Origin of the sequence: Amycolatopsis sp. cmx-4-61 (assembly GCF_046548775.1) — a bacterium.
Taxonomy (GTDB): Bacteria; Actinomycetota; Actinomycetes; order Mycobacteriales; family Pseudonocardiaceae; genus Amycolatopsis.
Window position 1 is genome coordinate 202,465 of the sequence record NZ_JAEBEI010000014.1, and the last position, 21,283, is coordinate 223,747.

17 protein-coding genes and 1 tRNA gene are annotated in these 21,283 nt (G+C 69.4%); 8 read left to right on the forward strand and 10 right to left on the reverse strand.

The genetic code is table 11. The features are described 5' to 3' along the window. Positions 1–98 precede the first annotated feature (98 nt). Positions 99–1,001 carry an aminoglycoside phosphotransferase family protein gene (locus tag ACLJOU_RS32530; protein WP_410572817.1) on the reverse strand — a complete coding sequence of 301 codons (903 nt, stop codon included), beginning with the start codon at positions 999–1,001 and terminating at the stop codon, positions 99–101. 72 nt (positions 1,002–1,073) lie between these two features. Between ACLJOU_RS32530 and ACLJOU_RS32535 the strand changes: the two genes are divergently transcribed. Further along, positions 1,074–2,150: a sensor histidine kinase gene (locus ACLJOU_RS32535; protein WP_410572819.1), complete on the forward strand. Its 1,077-nt coding sequence runs from the start codon at positions 1,074–1,076 to the stop codon at positions 2,148–2,150. Positions 2,151–2,220: 70 nt separating this feature from the next. Then, positions 2,221–3,138, forward strand: coding sequence for a hypothetical protein (locus tag ACLJOU_RS32540; RefSeq protein WP_410572965.1), 918 nt, complete (start codon positions 2,221–2,223; stop codon positions 3,136–3,138). Positions 3,139–3,261: 123 nt separating this feature from the next. Here the strand turns inward: ACLJOU_RS32540 and ACLJOU_RS32545 are convergent, their stop codons facing one another. Continuing rightward, positions 3,262–4,893 (reverse strand): BTAD domain-containing putative transcriptional regulator, encoded by a 1,632-nt coding sequence (locus tag ACLJOU_RS32545; protein WP_410572821.1) that lies wholly within the window; start codon positions 4,891–4,893, stop codon positions 3,262–3,264. Positions 4,894–5,150: 257 nt separating this feature from the next. Between ACLJOU_RS32545 and ACLJOU_RS32550 the strand changes: the two genes are divergently transcribed. The 5 genes from ACLJOU_RS32550 (at position 5,151) to ACLJOU_RS32570 (ending at position 12,190) form a co-directional block, all read left to right on the forward strand. Further along, positions 5,151–7,541 carry a hypothetical protein gene (locus tag ACLJOU_RS32550; protein ID WP_410572823.1) on the forward strand — a complete coding sequence of 797 codons (2,391 nt, stop codon included), beginning with the start codon at positions 5,151–5,153 and terminating at the stop codon, positions 7,539–7,541. Beyond that, positions 7,538–9,814, forward strand: coding sequence for a hypothetical protein (locus ACLJOU_RS32555; RefSeq protein WP_410572825.1), 2,277 nt, complete (start codon positions 7,538–7,540; stop codon positions 9,812–9,814). Before ACLJOU_RS32550 ends, ACLJOU_RS32555 begins: the two co-directional genes overlap by 4 nt. A 1,070-nt stretch (positions 9,815–10,884) precedes the next feature. Then, positions 10,885–11,322, forward strand: coding sequence for a hypothetical protein (locus ACLJOU_RS32560; RefSeq protein ID WP_410572827.1), 438 nt, complete (start codon positions 10,885–10,887; stop codon positions 11,320–11,322). Between the two features lie 41 nt (positions 11,323–11,363). After that, on the forward strand, positions 11,364–11,762 hold the full coding sequence (locus ACLJOU_RS32565) for a helix-turn-helix domain-containing protein (protein WP_410572829.1): 399 nt from the start codon (positions 11,364–11,366) through the stop codon (positions 11,760–11,762). Next, on the forward strand, positions 11,759–12,190 hold the full coding sequence (locus ACLJOU_RS32570; protein WP_410572831.1) for a hypothetical protein: 432 nt from the start codon (positions 11,759–11,761) through the stop codon (positions 12,188–12,190). The genes ACLJOU_RS32565 and ACLJOU_RS32570 overlap by 4 nt, the downstream gene beginning before the upstream one ends. A 348-nt stretch (positions 12,191–12,538) precedes the next feature. On the opposite strand, the gene ACLJOU_RS32575 is transcribed toward ACLJOU_RS32570, so the two are convergent. The 6 genes from ACLJOU_RS32575 to ACLJOU_RS32600 form a co-directional block, all read right to left on the reverse strand. Beyond that, positions 12,539–12,615: transfer RNA gene (locus ACLJOU_RS32575), tRNA-Leu, on the reverse strand. Positions 12,616–12,664: 49 nt separating this feature from the next. Beyond that, positions 12,665–13,021, reverse strand: a complete 357-nt coding sequence (locus tag ACLJOU_RS32580) for a hypothetical protein (RefSeq protein WP_410572833.1) — start codon at positions 13,019–13,021, stop codon at positions 12,665–12,667. Between the two features lie 8 nt (positions 13,022–13,029). Then, complete coding sequence (locus tag ACLJOU_RS32585) at positions 13,030–14,013, reverse strand: hypothetical protein (protein WP_410572835.1); 984 nt, start codon at positions 14,011–14,013, stop codon at positions 13,030–13,032. Beyond that, positions 14,010–16,364 (reverse strand): hypothetical protein, encoded by a 2,355-nt coding sequence (locus ACLJOU_RS32590; protein WP_410572837.1) that lies wholly within the window; start codon positions 16,362–16,364, stop codon positions 14,010–14,012. Before ACLJOU_RS32590 ends, ACLJOU_RS32585 begins: the two co-directional genes overlap by 4 nt. After that, complete coding sequence (locus ACLJOU_RS32595) at positions 16,361–17,587, reverse strand: hypothetical protein (protein ID WP_410572839.1); 1,227 nt, start codon at positions 17,585–17,587, stop codon at positions 16,361–16,363. The genes ACLJOU_RS32590 and ACLJOU_RS32595 overlap by 4 nt, the downstream gene beginning before the upstream one ends. Positions 17,588–17,623: 36 nt before the next feature. Then, complete coding sequence (locus ACLJOU_RS32600; protein ID WP_410572841.1) at positions 17,624–18,364, reverse strand: Crp/Fnr family transcriptional regulator; 741 nt, start codon at positions 18,362–18,364, stop codon at positions 17,624–17,626. Positions 18,365–18,536: 172 nt separating this feature from the next. On the opposite strand from ACLJOU_RS32600, the gene ACLJOU_RS32605 reads away from it, so the two are divergent. After that, the gene (locus ACLJOU_RS32605) at positions 18,537–19,067 is read left to right on the forward strand and encodes a hypothetical protein (RefSeq protein ID WP_410572843.1); all 531 of its coding nucleotides are present in this window, start codon (positions 18,537–18,539) and stop codon (positions 19,065–19,067) included. A 7-nt stretch (positions 19,068–19,074) separates the two neighbouring features. Here the strand turns inward: ACLJOU_RS32605 and ACLJOU_RS32610 are convergent, their stop codons facing one another. Both ACLJOU_RS32610 and ACLJOU_RS32615 read right to left on the reverse strand, forming a co-directional pair. Beyond that, on the reverse strand, positions 19,075–19,764 hold the full coding sequence (locus tag ACLJOU_RS32610; RefSeq protein ID WP_410572845.1) for a Crp/Fnr family transcriptional regulator: 690 nt from the start codon (positions 19,762–19,764) through the stop codon (positions 19,075–19,077). A gap of 117 nt (positions 19,765–19,881) precedes the next feature. Next, positions 19,882–21,207, reverse strand: coding sequence for a ricin-type beta-trefoil lectin domain protein (locus ACLJOU_RS32615; RefSeq protein WP_410572847.1), 1,326 nt, complete (start codon positions 21,205–21,207; stop codon positions 19,882–19,884). Positions 21,208–21,283: the final 76 nt, after the last annotated feature.

Sequence of the window (21,283 nt, forward strand, 5' to 3'; positions counted from 1 at the left end):
AACAGCGTCCGGCGCGTTCCCCCGACGACCGCAGGCAGCTCACCCGGCCGGAGTCACCGCCACGCGCGGTAGCCGACGGCCCGGTGGGGCGCGAAGGATCAGCTTCCGCTCCGGTACTCGCTGAAGATTTCCTCGAGTACGCGGTGTGCGGCCTCTTCGCCGGTGCGCGCCGCGGCCACGAGCGTTTTCCACAGCGCCCAGCCGCGCCCGCGCGCCCAGGTGGCGTCGTCGACCGACAGGCGTTCGCGGAACGCCTTTCTGCCGTCGGCGGTCAGCAGCGTCCAGGCAATGGCCGTGTCGCAGGCCGGATCGCCGACACCGCAGGTCCCGAAGTCGATGACGGCCGTCAGTTCCCCCGCGTCGAGCAGGAGGTTCCCCGCCGCGACGTCACCGTGGAACCACACGTCCCGGCCGTCCCAGCGGGCGTCCAGTGCGGCCGCCCAGATCTCGCGGGCCAGTCCGGCGTCGACGCGGTCGCCCAGCGCCGCGAGCGCGCGTTCGGCCGCCGCCCCGTAGGTGCGCAGGGTGGCGCCCCGGAACCAGTTGTGCTTCCCCGGCCGGGGGCCGCCGGCCGTCTCGACGTCCTGCAACGCGGCCAGGAACCCGGCGAGGTCGAGGGCGAAGCGGACGGGGTCGGCGATCCGGTCCGGGCTCGCGGGTTCGCCGTCGAGCCACCGGTGGACCGACCACGGGAAGGGGTAGCCCGCGCCGGGCTTCCCCTTCGCCGCCGGAACCGGGATCGGCAGCGGCAACCGGGTGGCGAGCACCGGGAGCCACTGCTGTTCCTTGGCGACGGCCAGGGCGTATTCGGCCGCGCTGGGCAGGCGCGCCACCAGCTCGCCGCCGACGTGGAAGGTGAAGTTGTCCCACCCGCCGTGGGCCACCGGCCGGACCGGGAGCGCCGCCCAGTGCGGGAACTGCTCCGCGATCAACCGGCGCACGACGTCCACGCCGAGAGTGACGCGCTCGGGCGCGGGGCCGAGATCCGGGATGGTGTCCAACGGCAATGTCCTTGGCTCGAGCGGGGGAACGAGCATATGCCCGCGATAACCGCGGCTGCCTACGCTTTTTCCGTGAACAGGCGCCCCGGCCTCAGCGCGCGGCTGAAGCTCACCATCAGCTACGCCGGGTTTCTCGTGCTCGCCGGCGGCGTCCTGCTCGCCGTCGTGTGGGTGTCGCTGCTGCGGTACGTGCCCGACAACGACCAGGGCCTGCTCGGGGTTTCCCCCAACCGGTACCTCCTCGTGCGCATGTTCGTCCCCGCCGCGGCGACCGCGCTCGGCTTCCTGCTCGTGTTCGGCGTCCTGGGCGGCTGGCTGCTGGCCGGCCGGATGCTCGCGCCGCTCACGCGGATCGCCGACGCCGCCCGGCTCGCCGCGCACGGATCGCTGTCCCACCGCGTCCGGCTGCCCGGTCCCTCCGACGAGTTCCGCGAGCTCGCCGACGTCTTCGACACGATGCTCGAGCGGCTCGAATCCCAGGTCGGCGAGCAGCAGCGGTTCGCGTCGAACGCCTCCCACGAGCTGCGCACGCCGCTGGCCGTTTCGCAGGCCATCCTCGACGTCGCCCGCAACGACCCGGCGTACGAACGGGGTGAGCTGATCGAGCGGCTCCGCACGGTGAACACGCGGGCGATCGACCTCACCGAGGCCCTCCTGCTGCTCAGCCGCAGCGACCGGCGGGTCTTCACCCGCGAGCCCGTCGACCTCTCCCTGCTCGCCGAAGAAGCCGCCGAAACGCTGCTGCCGCTGGCCGAAGCGCGCCGGATCACCCTCGACGTCACCGGGCAGCCAGTCCGCGCGACCGGCTCCGCCGCGCTGCTCCTGCGCATGGTGACGAACCTGGTCCAGAACGCGATCGTCCACAACCACCCGCACGGCACGGTCACCGTCCACACGGAACGACGGCGGTACGCGAGCGTGCTGCGGGTCGAGAACACCGGCCGTCCGCTCCCGCCGGAGCTGGTCCCGACCCTGACCGAGCCCTTCCAGCGCGGGACCGCGCGCACCCGCACCGACGAGCACGACGGCGTGGGCCTCGGGCTGGCGATCGTGCACAGCGTCGTCCGGGCCCACGACGGGATGCTGGAGCTGGCTGCGCGCCCGGCCGGCGGCCTCCTCGTCACGGTCCGGCTCCCGGCTCGCCGCTAGCGGACGCGGAGTGACCACCCCGCTACGGTGGCGCGGACAAAGTTGATCGAGAGGTACTGGCGTGGTCACCATGGGCAAGATCCGGCGGCTGGCGACGATCGCGACCGGTGTCGTGACGGGGATGGCGTTGGCGGCCGGGCCGGCGGCGGCGTCTCCGGCCGACCTGCCCGACGGGATGACGGCCAGCTACCTGGTCGTCGACCAGAAGACCGGCCAGGCCTTCGGCTCCGGCGAGCACCTGCGGTACCGCTCGGCCTCGCTGGTCAAGCTGTTCATCGCGCTCGACTACCTGGAATCGCAGGGCCCGGGCCACGAAATCCCGGCCGACGACCTGGCGCTGCTGGAGCCGATGCTGCGCTCCAGCAACGACGACGCCGCCAGCACGCTGTGGGTCCGCGACGGCTGGGAGGAGATCGTCAAGCGGATGGCCGGCAAGCTCGGTCTGACCGACACCGCACCGCCCGCCGACCGCGGCAAGTGGGGGTACACCGCGATCAGCGCCGCGGACATCGTCCGGACGTACCAGTACATCCAGCACGAGGCGAACCCGAAGTACCGCGACTTCATCCTGGGCAACCTGGCGCAGTCGGCCAAGTGCGGTTGGGACGGCTTCGACCAGTCGTTCGGCCTCCCGAGCGCGGTCCCCGGCCCTAAGGCGGTCAAGCAGGGCTGGTCGGGTTTCGGAGCGGCCCCGGCCCCCGGCGAGGAGTGCAGGGAGACGGACCCCAACGTGCTGCGGGTGCTGCACTCGCCGGAGGTCGGGGCGGCCACCTCGGTGGCTTCGAGCGGTGAAGGGACTGTCGGTGCCTTCGGAGGGCAGGACATCGACCTGACCAGCCGCGCGATGCACACGAGCGGTACGGCCGGAGCGGACGGCGGCAGGATCGTGGTGGTACTGACGCTGGAACCGGCCACGTTGTCCTGGCAGGACTCGGCCGCGCGGATCACGGAGCTCACCCGCGCGGTCTACTGCCAGGTGGGCCGCTGACCGCGCGCGCGACCGAGGCGCCCGATCCCGCCGAGCCCTTCCGGGTGCGCCTGATCGCCGGGCCCACGGGCGCCGGTTCGTCCCGAACGGTGGCCGTTGGCCCACGCCTGAGCGCCCAGCGCGTCACGGTCGGGCCAGCCGGCGCGCTGCCGACCGGCCCGCGGGCCCGCACCGGGTGACGCGGCTCCAGCCGAGCGTGCCCACGACGTCGGCCGCGCCCGCCGGCAGCCGGGTGGCGCGCAACTGCTCGACGATCGCGGCGATCGGCAGGTGCGGGTGCAGGGCGGCGTGCCCGACGACGAGGGCCAGGGTGAGCGGGAACCCTTGGCAGAACTCGACGACGTCGTCGAGGGCGGCGCCTTCGGCCGCGAGCCGGGACTCGCCGATCCGCCGGGCCAGCAGCTCGCGGGACTCCGCCGCGGAAAGCGCTTGCAGCGACAGGGGGCACGTCCCCTCCACGACCGCCAGCTCCGGGAGAGGGTGCCTGCTGGTGACGACGGTCAGGCACCCGGCCGACCCGGGCAGCAGCGACCGGACCTGGGCGGCGTCGCGGGCGTCGTCCAGCACGACGAGCACCCGCTGGTTCGCGAGCAGGCTGCGCAGCAGCGCGGAAGCGCCGTCCACCGTGCCGGGCACGCGCGTCTGCGGCACGCCGAGCGCCTCCAGGAACCCGTGCAGCACCACGGTCGTCGCCGCCGTGGCGTCGGCCGGATCGGAGCCGCCCAGCTTGGCGTACAGCTGCCCGTCGGGGAACCGCGGCGCGAGCCGGTGCGCGGCGTGCGTCGCGAGCGTCGTCTTGCCGACCCCCGCGACGCCGGTGATCGTCCGGACCCGCGGCACCGGGGCGTCCGGCCGCTCGGGGCCCGCCAGCAGGAGCGCCAGCTCCCCACGGCGTCCCGCGAAGTAGGGCACGTCCATCGGCAGCTGCGCCGGCCGCACGACCGGGGCCGCCGCGACCGCCGGAGCGGCGACGAGGCCCCAGCTGCGGGCGGTCTGGCGCAGCACCCGGGCGTGCGCGGCCCGCAGCTCCGGGCCCGGACCGACCCCGAACTCGTCGGCGAGGCGCCGCCGCGCCGACTCGTAGGCCGTGAACGCCTCGGCCTGCCGCCCGGTGATCCCCAGCGCCAGCACCAGCCGAGCCAGCAGGGATTCGTCCAGCGGGTAGCGGCCGCTGGCCTCGCGCAGGGCGCTCACGACCTCCTCGGGCAGTTCCGCGTCCGCCAGGACGTCGACGGCCTCCCGGAGCGCCTGCAGGTACTCCATCTCCACCGCGGCGAACACCGCGTGCTCGGTGACGTGCCGGGGACACCCGGTCGCGACCGGTCCGGCCCACAGCCCCAGCGCCTCCCGGTAACGCTCCCCGGCCGGCACCCGGCGGCCGGCCGCGCCCGCCGATCGGGCGTGGCACACCAGTTCCCGGAACCGGTGCAGGTCGACGGCGCCGGGCGGCGCGTCCAGCTGGTACCCGTTGGCGCTGCGGGACAGCCACCGCCCGGCCGCCCGCTCGGGCAGCCGCGGTTCGAGCAGCCGCCGGATCGCGCCGATGTGCCGGTGGACCACGTTGGCCGCGCTCGGCGGCGGGTCCGCGCACCAGACCACCTCGGAAATCCGGCTGATGGAAACGGGGCTGCCGGGATTCGCCATCAGCAACGCCAGAATGGCCCGCTGCTGAGGAGAACCGAGCACCACGTCGGCGCCCGACCGCCGCACGCGAACGGGGCCCAGGACGAAGAAATGGAACTCGGATTCCCCCATGGACGTTTTCCGCCTGCGTTCGTGGACGTTTTCCGGCACGATCGACACTACGCACGAGGCCGCCGAAGGCAATGGCGGGCAACGAACTCTCCCTGAACGGGTGGCCGATCATCACTCACACGGCCGCAGGCGCAATCTGTGCCGCAAAACTGTCAGCCGCCCGCCGGGCGAGCAGAGCACCGTCAGTTTTCCGGCACTGCGCTTTTCTAGATTGTGTCGAAGCACGGTTCCGACGACGACCGCAAAGGTGACCAGCCATGCTCCCGACCCGGCCCGTTCCGTTCGACCTGACCCATTGCCGCGCCGCGCACGGCCGCGTCTACGACGTCGAAGTCCACGACGGCACCACGTGGCAGCCGCACGGGCAGCTCGTCGTGCAGGACGACATGGTCACGCACGAAGAGGACCACGTCCACACCGTCGACTACCACGGCGCGAACCACGCGTTGCTGCTGGCGGGCAAGACCGGCGACCCCACGTTCCGGGCCAGACTGAACCTGACCGAGTGCGGGTCCGCGTTCGTCGGCACGATGTCCACCGGCGGCGGCGCGCCCCAGGCCGTCCGCGGCCGGGTGATCGAGCAGGTCTACCACACCGAACGGCACCTCAAGGAGGATCCGCACGCCCCGTTCCGGCCGTCGGAAGACCTCACCGTCAAGTCCGAGTGGGCCGGCAACGACCTGAAGATCACCTACCTGCTCGGCACCGACGACGTCAGCGACCGCACCCGCGTGACGAAGGTCGACCGCCCCAAGGGCGAGACCACGCTGGAGATGGTCCCGCAGCTGGTCGCCCCGTTCCGCCAGAACGCCTTCGTCATCGTGCTCGTCTCCGGCAGCCGCACCTTCGCCGGGACCTACACCGACGACGAGGACAACGACTACGACTGGCGCGGCAGCTCCGTCCAGCCCGCGCAGGTGGCTGCGGCCCGCACCGCCGTCCTCGGCAACGGCACGACCGCCGCGGCACCCGCCGCGGAAACCGCCACCATGTCGGTGCAGGACCTGGACAACATCTCCTCGATCCAGATCGTCACCGACGGCAAGGGCAACCAGGTCACGGTCGACTACGCCCAGACGACCTGCGGCGGCTACTTCAACAAGTGCCTCGTCAACGGCCTGGAAGACCGGTGGGTCGACGGCATCTACGGACACCGGTACACCCTCCCGGACGGCGTGCAGAAGGTGTTCGAGCACTCGAAGCCGTTCTTCGCCGACAACGCGGTCCTCGGCACCGGCCAGATGCTCTACGACAACCTCGGCACCTGGCCGCAGTACAAGGACCTGATCAACAAGATCCGCCCGGAGACCATGAAGACCGTCTGGACGGACATGGGCAAGAGCGAGACCGAGGGCGTGCGCTACCAGGAGGCGAGCAGCGCCCTCTACCTGGAGGGCTACCGCGACGGCGTCAAGGCGATGCGGCCCTACCTCGACCGTGACCCCGAGAAGTGGGCGGCCGAGTACTTCGCCTGGCTGACCGACGACGCCAACCTCCTGACCTGGCAGATCCAGGTCGCCAGCAAGCAGTTCGACAACGTCAAGACGCGGATGTACGAGTGGTACGTCAAGCTGCAGGTGCTCGCGCCGAAGAAGGACTACGGCCAGCGCATGGTGACCATCGCCTACGCGGCGCTGCTCGGGGTGAACTACTCGAAGTCCCAGTGGTCGGACGACCTCAAGCCGTTCCTCCAGGCGCTGATCGAGAACGCCATCGCCGGCAAGGTCGACCCGACCGTCATGGACAAGCTCCAGCAGCAGGCGGCCGCGGAGAACCGGGAGCTGCTGAAGACGCTGATCACCACCACCGACTCGATCGTGCACCTGGTGGACGGCATCGCCGCGGCCCTCTCCGCCTACCAGCGCAAGTCGCTGCAGCAGCTCGCCACGGACCCGGAGGCGCAGCGCCTGATCGGGCAGCAGCTGCAGGGCAGCCAGTACGAGGCCTGGGAGCAGCTGACGAAGAGCGGGAAGGTCAAGGGCCTGCTCGGCATGTTGTTCTACGGCGCTTCGGCCGGCTTCCTCATCTACTCGATCGTCCAGGACGGCAAGGGCAAGCAGACGCCGAAGACGGTCACCGAAGAGGTGAACCTGGGCATCCTCGCCCTGGCGCTGCTGGTGCAGGGCGTCCAGAAGATGATGTCGCTGGGGGTCGGCCGGTTCCTGGAGAACTTCGCGGCAGGCGGCCAGGGCGGCGCGTTCCGCGCGTTCGCCGGTGACCTCGCGACCTGGTTCGCCGAGGGCGGCAAGGTCATCCCGAGGGGCCCGGTCGGGAAGGCGTTCGTGGCCGTCTTCGGCGAGAACGCCGCGGAGTTCATGGCCCGGCGGATCGGGCCGGCGATGGCCGTCTGCGGTCTGGTGCTCGCGGCCTTCACGCTGTACGACGCCATCAAGTCGGGGAACGTGCGCAACATCGTGTTCGAGGCGCTGAACACCTTCATCGCACTGGCGACCGTCGCCCTGCTCGGTCTCGAGCTGATGAGCTTCGCCTGGGCCGGGCCGGCCGGTCTCGCCATCGCGGCCATCGGCGTCGTCATCGCCCTGATCCAGTTCATCTGGAACTGGATCGACCCGCCCCCGCCGCCGCCGGACCCGATCACCGAGTTCGTCAAGGGCCCGATGGTGGCCAAGGGCTTCGCCAACGCGTGACGGAGAACGCCGTGCTCATCGCCCTGTCGCGGCCCGCCGTCCCGCTGGCGGGCACGCCCGATCCCGCCATCGAAGCGATGGTCAACCTCATGCCCGACTACAGCGCGGGCCGTCGCCTGCACGAGCTCTACGTCAACAAGACGCAGAGCGCGCTGCCCGGCAACTATTCGCAGCTGTTCGGCACCGGCCCGGCGTTCCGGGGGGTGTTCTACCCCGGCTGGCGGGCCGACCCGCTGCTGGCGGCCGCGGACGTGACCGGCCTCGCCGACTCGTGGTGGCGCGACTTCTCCGTGGTGGTCCTGTGCCAGGCCATCGCGGAGCTGGGCAGCAGCATCCGCGGGCAGATGCTGGCGGACAAGATCCGCGGCGACGTGGCGGCGTTCAACGCGCAGCTGCGCGCCCGGTCGGCCCGCGCGTACGCCACGATCCTGGGCGCCACCTACGAGCCGCTCGTCGCCCTGCTGCGCCAGGTGAACCGGGACGTCGCCAAGGCCCGGTTCCGCGAATCGCTGCTGGCCAACGTGCTCAACCGCCAGTTGTGGTACCAGGCGGGGATGTGGACCAGCCCGGACTGGGAGCTGTTCAACCAGTACGCGAAGTACCTGGTCCTGGGCGCCACGGACGCCGAGGTGGACACGCTGATCCGCGAGCTGGGCGACGCCGGGCTGCCGGTGCCGGGCGTGGTGGACCAGCGGAACTGGCGCTCCTACGCCGAGGAGCTCCGGGACAAGCGGGACGTCGACGTCGCCGACGTCCGGGACGCGTGCGCGCGCCCGGTCACCGAGACGACGTACATGGCGACCTACGGGGGCGGCCTGGCGTCGCTGCCCAACGGCAACTGCTACGAGTTCACCGCGAACAGCCAGCCCGGAACGCACTACCGCCGGCCGCCGGGCGGGTCGTGCTTCACCGGCGACACGCAGGTGCTGCGCAAGGACGGCCGGCCGGTTCCGCTGCGGACGGTCAAGCGGGGTGACGTCGTGCTGACCCGGGACGGCACCGCCACGGTGGCCTACCTGGCGCAGCCCCTGCGGGCGGGCCGCCCGCTGTACCGGCTGGACGGCGGCGGCCCGGTGTTCACAGGCACCCACCCGTTCCTCAACGCCGCCCCGGAGGACCCGTCGGCCCCGCCGCCCGCCGTGCTGGCCGTGGATCCGGCGGCCCTGGCGTCGGACGTCCCGACGCTCGGGGAGAACGGCATCGGGGTCCTGGCGCCGGGCAGCCTGGTGCACTCCCGCGCACCGGGCCCCACCCGGGTGACGGGAGTGGAGCGCGTGCCGTGCGAGGACGCTGTCCTGTACGACCTGAGGCTCACGACGGCGTCCGGGGAGCGGCAGGAGTTCTGGGCGGGCGACGGCGAACACTTCTACCTGGTGGCCCCGGAGTACCCGATCCTCGACGAAGCCGGCGCGGCGGCGACCACGGTGGTGGCGGTGATGGAGGGTCTCCTGCACCGGGACGACCACCCGGGCTGGCCATCGTGGATCATCGACCGCATCAACCGCTTCGGCCCGGGCATCTTCCACGATGCGCTGACGAAGGCGTTGGCCACCACGCCGTCGTTCGGCGCACCGCAGCCGTCCGGCCGGCTCGCCGACCGCATCGACCGCCTGTACCGGGAACTGGCGGGCCGGAACGCGGAGACGGCCGCGGTGGTGGCGAGCATGTTCGACGGACTGCTGTCGGCCTCCGGCCAGTGGCTGTCGTCCCTGGTGGCGGTGGGCTGGCGGACGGCGTTGCTGCTGGGCGGGGACATCACCGCGGTCACGGTGTTCGACATCGCCCTGACCCCGGCGAACCCCCTCCCGGCCGGCGCGGACCTCCGCCTGGACGTGACGGTGGCGGGCCGGTCGGCAACGGCGGGCACGACGATGTGGGACGGCCGCGGCCGGGCCAACACCCGGTTCCACCACTACTTCGACCAGGTGGTCCACGTGAACGCGGCGGCGGAGGACCGCCCGAGCGGACTGTCGTTCACGGTGAGCGTGGACGGCGCCAGGTTGCCGGCGTTGACGGCGGAGGCACCGGACGCACTGGGCGGCCCCGCACACGCGCTGCGGTCGGTCCCGCTGGCGGACGCATCGGGAAGGGAGGTGGGCACAATCCGTTTCGACACCCGAAGCATGGGCCACGAGGCGGCGCACCAGGAACTGGCGGAGAGCGGCCGCTGGACGGAGGCGACGGCGGAGGTGTATGCGAACGCGCTCGGGGTCGCGATGGCGGAACCGATCTTTTCGATGCTGACCCAGGCCCCGCCGTCCGCGGGTCGTTGAGTTGGTGCCCCCGACGGGACTCGAACCCGCACTGAATCGATTGGAGGCCGGATCAGCCGATATCGGCTGTTGTTGATCGACATGCGGTGCGGCCCGCCATGCTGGCTTCCGCAAACGACGGTCGGGCGTGAGCGTCTTCTGTCATTTGGCGTTGACAGTGAGGAGAAACCGGGGCAGTTGATCTTTCCCTCCCTTTCCCCGAGATCCTTTTGGCCTCATCGATCGAAGTGGAGACCAGCACGTAACGATCCAACGGCTGGCGGGGCGGACTCATAACGCCAAGCTGAGCGGGTTCGACTTCCGTGTATGACGAGTTGGGCTGTACGAGCATCACTAGCTGCTGCCGTGGGCCTTGCCGTGGTCGCATGTGGCCCAGCCCCAACACCGGCACCCGATCGCCCAGCGTCACCCCCAACATCGTCGGGTCCGCCAAGGACGCAAACTCCACCAACTTCTCCTTCGAAGCCTTCGACGTCGTCAGCGGTGCCGGCACCGGCGACAACCCCTTCGCCGCGATCCACTACGAAGCGGTCGGGTTCTTCGAACGAGCCAGGCTGCGGACAGCGGGCCATCGCCGCAGGCAAATTCAACCCCAGATGCCGCGAGTACCAGGGCTACCTCGACCCCGGAGGATCGGGCCGACAGAAGACGTCCGGCGATACCCAGCATGAGTACGGGTGCCAGCAGGGCTATATCCCGAAGGACCAATGTTGACCCGAGGTCTCCGCCCCACCCTGGGCCGCTGACCAGCGTGTTTGGCGCCCCCGACGGGACTCGAACCCGCACTGAATCGATTTTAAGGCTAGATCGGCTGCCGTTGCCTGTTGTTGGTCGATCGCGGCCGTTGCCTGCGGGGTTAACGATGGCGAACAGTCGACCTCAGTGGAGCTCTTTCGTCGTCTGGCCTCGATAGTGGGCAAATCTGGGGCGCTTGATCATCCGCAGAAGCCACCTAGGTGCGCAGTCGGGCCTGGCGCGGCGAGCGAGCTGTCCGACCAGACCATTGGCTGTCGGGGGTGTAACAGGCGATCTTGCCTCTCCGACTGTCAGGGCAGTCTCAGGAGGTGCGGGTGGGGTTAACCGAGGTCGTTGCCGCAGCCAGCGGCGGAGTCTGGGAGTTCTACCGGGATGAACGCGGCATCTCTGTAGTGAAGGTTGAAATCAGCGTGGCGGGCAACTCAGAGGTAGAGCGAGCCATGATCCGAGCCGAGGTGAAGCGAATCATGCTTGCCGCGATGGAGGGAAGACTTAAGCCCTACGTCGACCTGAAGCACCTCGTTCGAAACCCGCTACTCTTTGAACTCCGCTGGAAGATCGGAGATGCGGCCATCCCAGCTCGACTGTGGCGGCTCTACTTTGGCTGGCACTCGAACATGGGCCCACTTCGCGTAGCTTTCAAGTTCGGTGAAAAGCCACGAGGGCCGGAGGGCCGCGCGGTGCAAGATCAGCACATCGATGAGGCATGGTCACGCTACGCAACCTGGCTGGCGCGGACGACTCGAACCTAGTATAAACTAGACTTGATACGCGTAGAGAGGAGATGATGACGATGAGTGACGAACTCGACGACCTGTTGGGGATTAACCCCGCCGACCCGACGCAGCAACTTGCGCTGGAACTAGTGGACGCTGACGACCAGTTACTCCGTCGTCTAGTTGCCCTCCGCAATGAAAAAAGCCTCACGCAGGGTGAAATCGGACGACGCATGGGTGTCACACAGCCAGCCGTAGCAGCCTTCGAGAAGGCGGATGCCGACCCCAAGCTGTCAACGATCCGACGCTATGCTCTAGCCCTCGGCGTCCTTGTACGACACTCTGTCGTAGATCATTTCTCGTCGGGGTCGAGTGCCATTTCGAACGTTTCCCGCACACAGACAGGCGCAGCCGCACGGCGCCCTTCACATCTAAGAGTTAATCCAACTTCCTCGATTTTGAGTGTTGCAGAGTGAAATTTTTCATTCAGCTCGCCGACTACGCCCAAGGCGGAGCCGGACAAAAGCTTAATGCCATCGGACTAGGCTGGACGCGGACAACCACTCCCCTGCAAGCCCACGTTGTTGTCGTGACCGCCGAACCTGACAAAGAAGATGCGGGTAAGCGATTCAAACTCAACGTCCGCCTGGTGAACTCCGATAATAAACCTGTTCCCGACAGGAATGGCAACGACATCTCGGCAAATATGGAGTTCGACGTAGAGGCCGAACAGTTTGACAACCGCGCCCCCGCCCTCACGCCGATAATCCTAGGACTCGACCGGGGCCTCCCCCTTGAACCCGGCTTCTATCGCTGGGAACTTAGCCTTACTGATGATTCTGAGCGCACGTGGCATCGCTCTTTTCAAGTACTTGAGCCTGGGGTTGAAGTCAATCAACCATAAGTGGGTGGCCTTTCGGCATCTCGTCGATCTGGCGCAGCCCGATCACGCTGTGTCAAGGGGGCACTTCCCGCTCGACTGCGGCTGACCTGCCCGGCTGCCCCCTTGACGCGGCGTGATAGCCCTCCGGGAGGTCGTCGAGATGCCGCTTGGCCGCACACGCCAGATTGCGGATTTCCTCGGGCACGCCCGCCCATCGGTTACCCTCGACCGGTACGTCGGCCGGGGCGCCGTGGCACCCACGATCGCGGACACGATGGAAGACCTCTTGTGACCGTCACGGCAAAGTGGGGCGTAAGTGGGGCACTCGATCTTCACTGCACCCCACCCCAGCCCGCTGACCAGCGTGTGTGGTGCCCCCGACGGGACTCGAACCCGCACTGAATCGATTTTAAGTCGACTGCCTCTGCCGGTTGGGCTACGGGGGCACCGCACACTCTAGGTTATGACCGCCCTGCCGTGGTGCTCAGGACGATCTCACGCCGCGACCACCAGCTTCCAGGCCGCCGCAGCCAGGCCCACCGCCAATGGGTGGACCGAGACCGCCACCCGGGCCAACGAGCGCAACACCAAAACGACGCCGCGGTCACCGAGCCACGCCAGGCGCGTCACGCCGTTCCCGTACACGTACGCGAAGTGTGGGGGTGCGCCGCCCGCTCGGCGGCGGGCTTGGCTGAGCCAGTACTCCGGGAGCACCAAGACCGCGGCGAGCAGCGTCACCACGTCTCGTGCCGGCTCGATCAGTGTCCTGAGCATGATCGGCACGACAAACCGAACCACCAGGCAGGCCACCGCCACCACCAGGATCAAACTGGGCAGCGCCTGCGGAAGCAACGGCCACATCAAGCACCGCCCGTGTTGTTCGCCCGGTCTTCGAAGCTGAGCTGGCGTGCCCCGTCCGTTCCGGTCAGCACGCGGTTGATCGAAGCCTGCATCCACTGCATAACCGTGCGGACCTGGTCGTCGATCTGCCAGCGGTCGAGAGCGTCGGACTCGATCAGCCGCGTGATGAAATCGAACACCTCTTGGCGGTGAGTGTCGCGCTCCGCGATCAGTGCACGCACCACCGGTTCGACTTCCTTCGGGTTCTGGGCCAGCTGCAACGCGAACTGATCGAGGTCGCCGTTCTTGATGAGCTCCTTGAACGCGCCGACCTCCGCCTCCAGCCGGACGTTGCGCTCCTTCTGCTCGTCCATCCGCAGGCGGACCAGGACGTTCGTCCACAGCCCGAACTCCGCCGACAGCCAGTCGGCGGGAAACCGGGTGTTGACGGCCTTCTCCGCCGTTTCCACGTCCGCCGCCGTCAGGACCCGGCTCGCTTCGCGGAGGCCGGCGAGCAGGCGCGGGACCAACACCGGCCGGATGTCCGTAAGCCCTTCCGCGACGACCACCTCGGGGCTGGTCACCCGCCACTGGATGTCCACCTCCGCCCGGAAAACGAACGCGTCGCCCAGGCTCGGCAGTGTGATTTCCAGCGACAGCTGCCGCAGCGAAAGGTCCACCTCGAACACCGAGCGGAAGCCACTCCAGAAGAGCTCGCCCGCGGTCGGCTGCTTGTGCCTGCCGAAGACGACCATCCGGCCGTCGCCCTGGACGAAAACCCTGGCCACCCACGGTCGCATCGGCGTCCGGTTCCGCACGAAGCCCAGCCGGCCGACCCGGTCGTCACTCACGATGGGGGCGTACGCGGAGGCATCGAGGGTGCGGACCACCGACGGATCGGCCTGCGTGCCCGAGTCCGGCAACGTCTGCTCGTTCTTCTCCGGCTGTTCCGGCTCTTCTTCGCTCTTCCGATCGATCTTTTCGGTAACTTTTTCCTCGGTCATACGACCACCCTCATCTTGGTCCGGGTCTTGATCGCCGCGGTCAGCTCGGTCGCGACGGCGGGCGCGAGCGGGTCGGCCCAGTCCTTCGTCAGCCTGCCGATCAGGTACAACAGCCGCTGGGCGTCGCTTTCGGTCTCGACGAGCTCGGCCATGAAGCCGGCCAAGACGTCGAGAAGTACCCGGTCCTGCTCGGCACACCGGATCCACCTGGTGATGAAGTGACGGGCCAGTACATCGCCCTCCCGGTTCCGCAGTGACCGCCGGAGCAACGCGCAGATCGGCTCCGTGAGGCCCGCATCCTGCGAATGCAGGGTGAGCAGCAACGGCCACTGCTCGGCGCCGGACGGCAGCGCCGGACGGTCCGTCTCCGACATCACCAGGCTGTCGAGCTCGAACCCGTAGAGGTTCGTCAGGTGCCGCAGGCTCCGCAACGCGAGCCGGCGCAGGCTGCTCCGATCGCTGTCGAACCACCGCTGCAGGCATTCGAGGACTTCGGTGACCCGGCCGAACGCCAGCAGCTTCGCCACGCTGTACCCGGAGATCCAGACGACGTCCCAGTCGTCACCGTCGTCGAGCGTGTGACGGCTTTCCGACGGAGTGCCGAGCACCCGGAGCTCCTCGAGCGTGTCGGCGATGCGCCGGCGGCCCAACGAGAACCCGTAGGTCGCCGCGGCGGTCCAGCGCAGCGGCCGGGAGCCGGACCGGCGCCACTCCTCCAGCCGTTCGACGATCGCCGGGCGGAGGTCGTCGTCCTGGGCGGCCTGGTCCAGGGCGATCGCCGGCGAGAGGCGGCGGTTGCCGAGGTACCAGCCCCGATCGTGGTCGACGGCGCGGGGCCTGATCATCTTCATGTAGACGTAGGCGAAGTCCCGCCGGCACAGGTATCCGATCGCTTGCGCGGCGCGGACCCAGATCATCGGGCGGCTGTCTTCGGTCAGCTTCGTCAGCCACGTGTTGATCGAGTCACGCATCCGGTAGTGGTTCTGCCAAACATGGTCGAGGACCGCGGCCGGGTACCGCGGATCGTGGAACCGCAGCAGGGGCGTCGGGAGTAGGACACGACCGAACGTCGTGTATCCGTCGGCCACCGTCGCCCGCAGCTCCGGCAGCCGGTTCCCCTGGTCGTCGGCGAACAAGGAAATCCCACGCTTGTCGTCCTTGCTCGACGCCGTGACCAACTTGCTGCCCAGCAGTTCGGCCGCCTCGGCGACGATGTTGTACGGCGACTCGTTGAGCACCGCCAGCGCCACCCGGAACGCGCTCAGCCGGAGGGCCTCGTCGAGCTCGGGACCCGGTGCGATCCCCTGCAGCGAACAGAACCACTCGGCCACTTGGCCGTGGACTGCTTGGGCGGCCTCTCGCTCGACGTCCTCCCGGGTGATCTCTCCCCGTGCGTGCTGAACGAGGAGGGCCGCCATTGCCACGGATTCCACCGGCCGCGGGCAGGGGGCCAGCGCCTCGGCGACCCACGGGGCCGCGAGCAGCTCGTCGAGATCGGCTTCGAACTCGGGTGGGTCATCGGGCCGGACCTCGTGCCGGACGTGTTTGGCGAGCAACGCCGACGGATCGGGCGGGAAGTAGTCGAACGCGTAGCCGCCGAACACGGCCGTCAACCGGGGATCGCGCGCCGCCACCAACACGCAGCAAGACGAAGCTTTCTTCAGTCGATCGCGAAGTTCGTCGAGGTTCTCTTCGGTGAGGCCTCCGCTCACGCGGGGCGGCAGCTCCGCGACGTACCCGGCGTTCTCCTCGGGGAAGTCGGCACTCACGAATGACTTCACGTTCTCGCCGCAGGACAGCCGGAACACCCGGCCTTCGACCGCCTGGTCCAGCAGGTGCAACGCGGTGGTGACGCGTCCGGTGCCCGGCTGTCCACGCAAGAGGATGACCCCGCGCTTCTCGAGCATTTCGGCCATCTCGCCGTGGTTTTCCACGGCGAGGTAGCGAGACCTGACCCAGTCGAGCACGTCCTCGCGAACCGAGCCGGATTTGCGCGAGAGCTGCTGTCCCACGGAGATCCCGTAGTAACGGTCCCCGATCTGCACGTCACCGTTGAACTTCCCGTGGTGGATCGTGGCGCTCGGAGCGTGCTGCGAATACCTGGGCGAAAAGAAGCGGTCTCCCTGGTCGAGGGCTTCCTTCACGCCGCGGGCTTCGTCGTCGCCGTGGTCTTTCTCCTGGTCCTGCTCGGGTTTCTTGGTGCTCCCGCGGTTCTGCTTCGGCGCATCGGCTTTCGGCTGGCCGCCCTTCGGGCCGGCCGGCCCCTCCGCCGGTGCCTGCGGGGGCGATGCGGAACCCGAGGCCGGTCCGGGGACGGGTCCCGGCTGGGCTGCCGGCGTGCTGTCGCTCATCGGTCCGCTCCCCGGTTGTCGTGCCACGAGCCGACCACGAACGGGCCGTGGAAAGTACCGGACTCGATGTGTGAGACCGGCCCGTGCGCCACGCCGATCCTGGGCGCAGCCGCCGGTGCGCTCGCTTCCTCCCGCGGAGCCGTGGGCTTCGGCGGGACGGAGTAGCCGAGGACTCGGATCCAGGACTCCGGTTCGGTGCCGAGCGGCCGGTAGCTCTCCGGCATCACCATGCGTGCCGTCGAACCGGCGACGAGCTGCCGGTGGACATCCCCGGAAACCACGACGACGGTTCCGGCCGGAAGACCCGCTGCCGCCGCACGGCCGATGAGCCCGCTGACAACCGCGTGCTCGCGGCCGGTGGCCACCCCCACGATGATCCGCGAGCCCGGGGCGACCGCGTCGAGCACTCCGCCGAGGTGGTGCAGCCACACCCCGAGCAGGTGCTCGCCGCGAGTCACGGTGGGCAGGCTCATGGTGATGTTCCGGCCATCGTCGTGCACCGCGTCCGGGAACGCGATCCTCGCCGCGGCGAACGACGACCGGAGCACTCGGTCCACGAAGCCCGGCGTGGCCGGGTCGCACCGTAACCCCAACAGCAGCGGCTCGGGGCCGATCAGGTCCGCCACCGTCGTGGCGGACACGCCGGGCACGCGAAGCCACGCGTCATCGTGGAAGTCCTTGTCCGGCATGTCCACGCGGATACGCACGAACTCCGTTTCGGAGACCTCGGTGATGCACTGGCGCACGCAGCCGTCGAAGATCGGCGCCGAGACGATCTGGACCAGGTTGGCCTCGGGTAGCGCAGCCAACACCGCTCGTGCCTGTGTCGAGTCCAGGAGCCGGTGGACGTGCACCGGACCGTCGGACGCGAAGCCGTACGCGGCGGGCAGTGAGCCGCCGTGGTGCAGCGCAAGCCGTAGCCTCAGGCGCGTTTCGGGGCGCCGGGGGGCGTTGAACCGCGCGAGCCGGGCGTCGAGCTCGCGCACGAACGGGCCCACCAAGGCGAGCTCCGACTTGCCGTCGTCGATCTCGGCGTGAAAGCCGTCGCCGCCGTCCTGCACCCGCCACGACGACCGGTCGAGCCCGCTGGCTGCGGCCGCGGCGGACACCGCGTCGGACAACGCCTGCTGCAGTTCGGCCTGCTGCCGCCCGTCACGGCTCCCGTACCGCCACATGTCGACGGCCAGCAACAGCACCCGCGAGAAGTCGGTGTGTTCCGGCAACGCGGCCTCCTCCGAAGATCGTCTGCGTTCCGATCCCTAACTCTGAGCCACATCCCCGTAGTCGACCCCGTATTGATACGGGTTTCGGCGGTCGTTCGCGCCGAACCGGGCCAACCGGGCGAGGTCCTCGACTACGATCCGTCGATATCGCCGTCGCACCAGCCCCGACCGGTGGAGTTGCTGAAGCGCCTTTTCGAACGTCGCCAACGCGACCCCGGCCAGCGACGCGATCTCCGCCTGGGTAAGCGACACGTCGAGGTCCCAGCCTTCCGCCGTGCGGACACCGTGCCGGCCGGCGATTTCCGCAAGCACGCGGCCGACCCGCACCGCCGCCGGACAGGCGACGAACTCCGCCCGGCGGTTGTTCGCCCAGTGCAGCCGGGCGCTCAGCGATGCCGCCATCGCCGCCCAGGCCTCCGGATTGCGGTCGAGGAAGTTCACCAGCTGCGCACTCTTGATGAGCCTGACGTGGGCCGCGGTGCAGGTCATCACGTTGGCGGAGCGCTGTCTGCGCTCCAGGACCGACATCTCACCTAGGAGGTCGCCGCGGCCGCGCAGCCCCAGCAGAACCGGGCTGCCGAACTCGGTGTCCACGAACACTTTCATGATCCCGTCGACGACCACCAGCACGTGGTGGCTTTCCTCGCCCTGCCGGATGACCTTCTGCCGTGCGCCGTAGGTCACCGCGGTTCCCAGTTCGAGGAAGCCGGCCCTGGTCCGGGCGGACATCCGGCCGAGCAGGCTGGTCTTCGGCCAAGGCTTCTGGTTCAGCTCCACTCCTTCCTCGGGCGGACGCGGCCCTGTCCACGCTTCTCCGGCGCCGAGCGGCCCACCACGTCAAAAACCGGGTTTCGGAGAGCAAGCGGAGCAGTTTCCGCGGGGAAACCATCGGGTGACGGCATTTCCGCGACGCGGACCGGCGATGCTCGGCCGGAAGGAGGGAGAAGCGATGAACAGGAGAACACCGGCCGGGCTCAGGGACGCACGCACCGGGAGCCGGGGAGAACTGGCCACGACCTTGACGACGGTGACCTTCTTCCAAGGCGCCGTCCAGCACGCCGACGAGAAGGCGCGCACCGTGATCGCGGTTCAGACCATGATCACCGCCCTCGTTGCCGCCCAGCTCGGGTTCCTGGGCGGGGCGAGAGCTGGTTCTGTGCCGCGAATGGTCTTCGTCGGAGCGTTGCTCTGTTTCGCGTGCGCGTACGCCTACGCCTCACTGCAGGTCTACCTGGCGATCCGGCCTCGGACCGCGGCCCCGTCCGAGGAGAACCAGTTCGCCTTCCCGAGCGTCGCCGCCGGAACGGCCGTCACCGGACGTGTGGGTGCACGAGAACAGTCCGACCAAGCACACGAACTCGTCCGGCTGCTCGCCGCGCTGGCGATGCGCAAGCACCGCCACGTCCGCTTGGCGCTGACCGGGACCTGCGTGCTCTTCTCGAGCGCGTTGGTGCTGCTGGTGATGGCGGCGGTGCCCTGAGCCAGGCTCAGCCGTCGGCGACGCCGGCGAGCCGCGCCCGGTCACAGACGCACACGCGGCGGTAGCCGGTTTCGACGATCCCCTCTCGCCGCAACCCGGCCAGCGCCCGGTGCACGGTCGGTTCCGCCGCGCCCACCAGCGCGGCGAGCTCCGGTTGGGTGAGAGCTACTCCGATCTCGGCGTGCGATCCGGCGGCAGTTCCGTACGACGTGACCAGTTCGAGGAGGACCCTGGCGAGCCGGATCCGGACTTCCCGGCTGCCGAAGTCGATCCGGCGGCGCGTGGCCCAGCGCAGCTTGGCCGCGACACTGCTGGTCACCGCGAGCGCCACGTCCGGGAAGCCGGCGAGAAACCGGCGGAACTCGGCTTGGGTGATCAGGCGGGCGGCCACCCGGCCCGCCGTCGTGACCGTGGCGACCCGCGGCTGCCCGTCCATCGCGGCCAGCTCGCCGACGAGGTCACCGCCGACGCGGATCGCCAGCAGGGCGAGGTGGCCGTCCGGCGTGGTGCCCGTGATCTTCACACAGCCATCGACCAGCAGAAAAACATGCGTGCCGGCATCGCCCTCGCGGATCAGGACCCGTTCCGCCCCGAAGTCACGCGCGACACCCAGGGCCAGCAGGGCGGCGCGGGAGGCACTGGAGAGCCCGGCCAGGAAGCTGCCTCCCGGAAACGTCGTGTCTTGGCGGCCGTTCACCGGTTCTCCCCTCGACCACGAGAGATGTTATGTGGGTCGAGTCGACGGCACCACCGCCCGGAGAACGACGCCGGCCGGGCGCCTCGAAGGCGGCCCGGCCGGGTGTTCGTGCTCGCGTCAGTTGAACGTCCAGGACTGGTTCGCCGCTCCCGTGCACGTCCAGATCTGCAGCGGGGTGCCGTCCGCCGAGCTTGGGCCCGTTGCGTCCAGGCACTTGCCCGAGGCCGGGTTCACCAGCTGGTTTCCCGAATGCGTCCACTGCTGGGCGCCCGTGCCGTTGCAGTCGTAGAGCTGGACGCGGGTTCCGTTCGCCGTGCCTGCCGAGGCCACGTCCAGGCACTTGCCCAAGGCTCGCAGCGTGCCCGCGGAAGACGTCCACTGCTGGGCGTTCGTGCCGTTGCACGTGTACAGGTCCACCGTCGTGCCGTTCGCCGAAGATGCGCCCGCCACGTCGACACACTTGCCGCCGTAGCCGGTGATCGTGCCTCCGGACGACGGCGGTGGCGTCGTGCCCGAGATCGCGTTGAAGATCCTCGAGTACGCGTAACCCGTGGCCCGGTCGTAGTCCTGGAGCTCCCAGAACGACAGTTCCGCGACGCCGTTCGAGGCCGCGAAACTCTCCAGTTGCTGGGCGTCCGACTGGCTGAACTGGGCGCCGTCGTCGTTGCGGCCCGCGATGGGCGTCAACCCCATCATCGCGTACGCCGCCGACGTCGAGATGCCGTACAGGCTCGCCAGCTGGGACGCCGACGCGCGTGCTGCCGACAGGGCGTCCGGCAGGACCGGCTGGCCGTCGTAGAAGTCCATCACCATCAGGTTGACCACGCTGACCTTGACGCCCTTGCTCTTCGCGTCGCGCAGCAGGTCCAGCTCGTTCGACGGGATGCCCGACGGGTCGACCGCCAGCGTGTAGTCCACCTGCACCGACGGGTTCTGCTGCTGCAGCGCCGCCAGCGCCGAATTGCGGCGCTGGTTGGAGGCCGTGTCGTTCAGGACGTCGCCCTCGATGTCGAAGTCGAGGCGGGGCGTTCCGTACGTGTTCACGACGTTCGCGTACGCCGCCGTGAGGCTCGACGTGTTCGTGCACGTCTGGGCCAGCTCGCCGCCTGCCGCGCCGCCGAACGACGGGATCACGTTGCCGCCCGCCGCCTGGAGCGCGCTGATCTGGGACTTGAACGAGCCGACACCCGTGCCGTTCGCCTCCCAGACCGGCGTGCAGCCGGACTGCGGGGTCAGGAACGCCAGCGTGTAGAACTTCGTGCCGGTCGCGTTCAGGTCGGCGGCCATCTGGCCGGCGTCGGCGTCGCTGATCTGCAGGTACGGCGCCGCGTAGTGGGCGGGGAAGGCGGCGCCGGCCGCGGCGGCGGTGAACGGCGGCAGGACGAGGGCGGCGGCGATCGGCAAGGCCGCCGTCAGGGCCGCTTTGGTACGGGAAAAGGGCATGGCGAGCTCCAGGGGGGACCGAGGGAGGGAGCCGGGAGCGGACTTATTCCGCGTTGTGAAGAAAGGGTTTACCCGC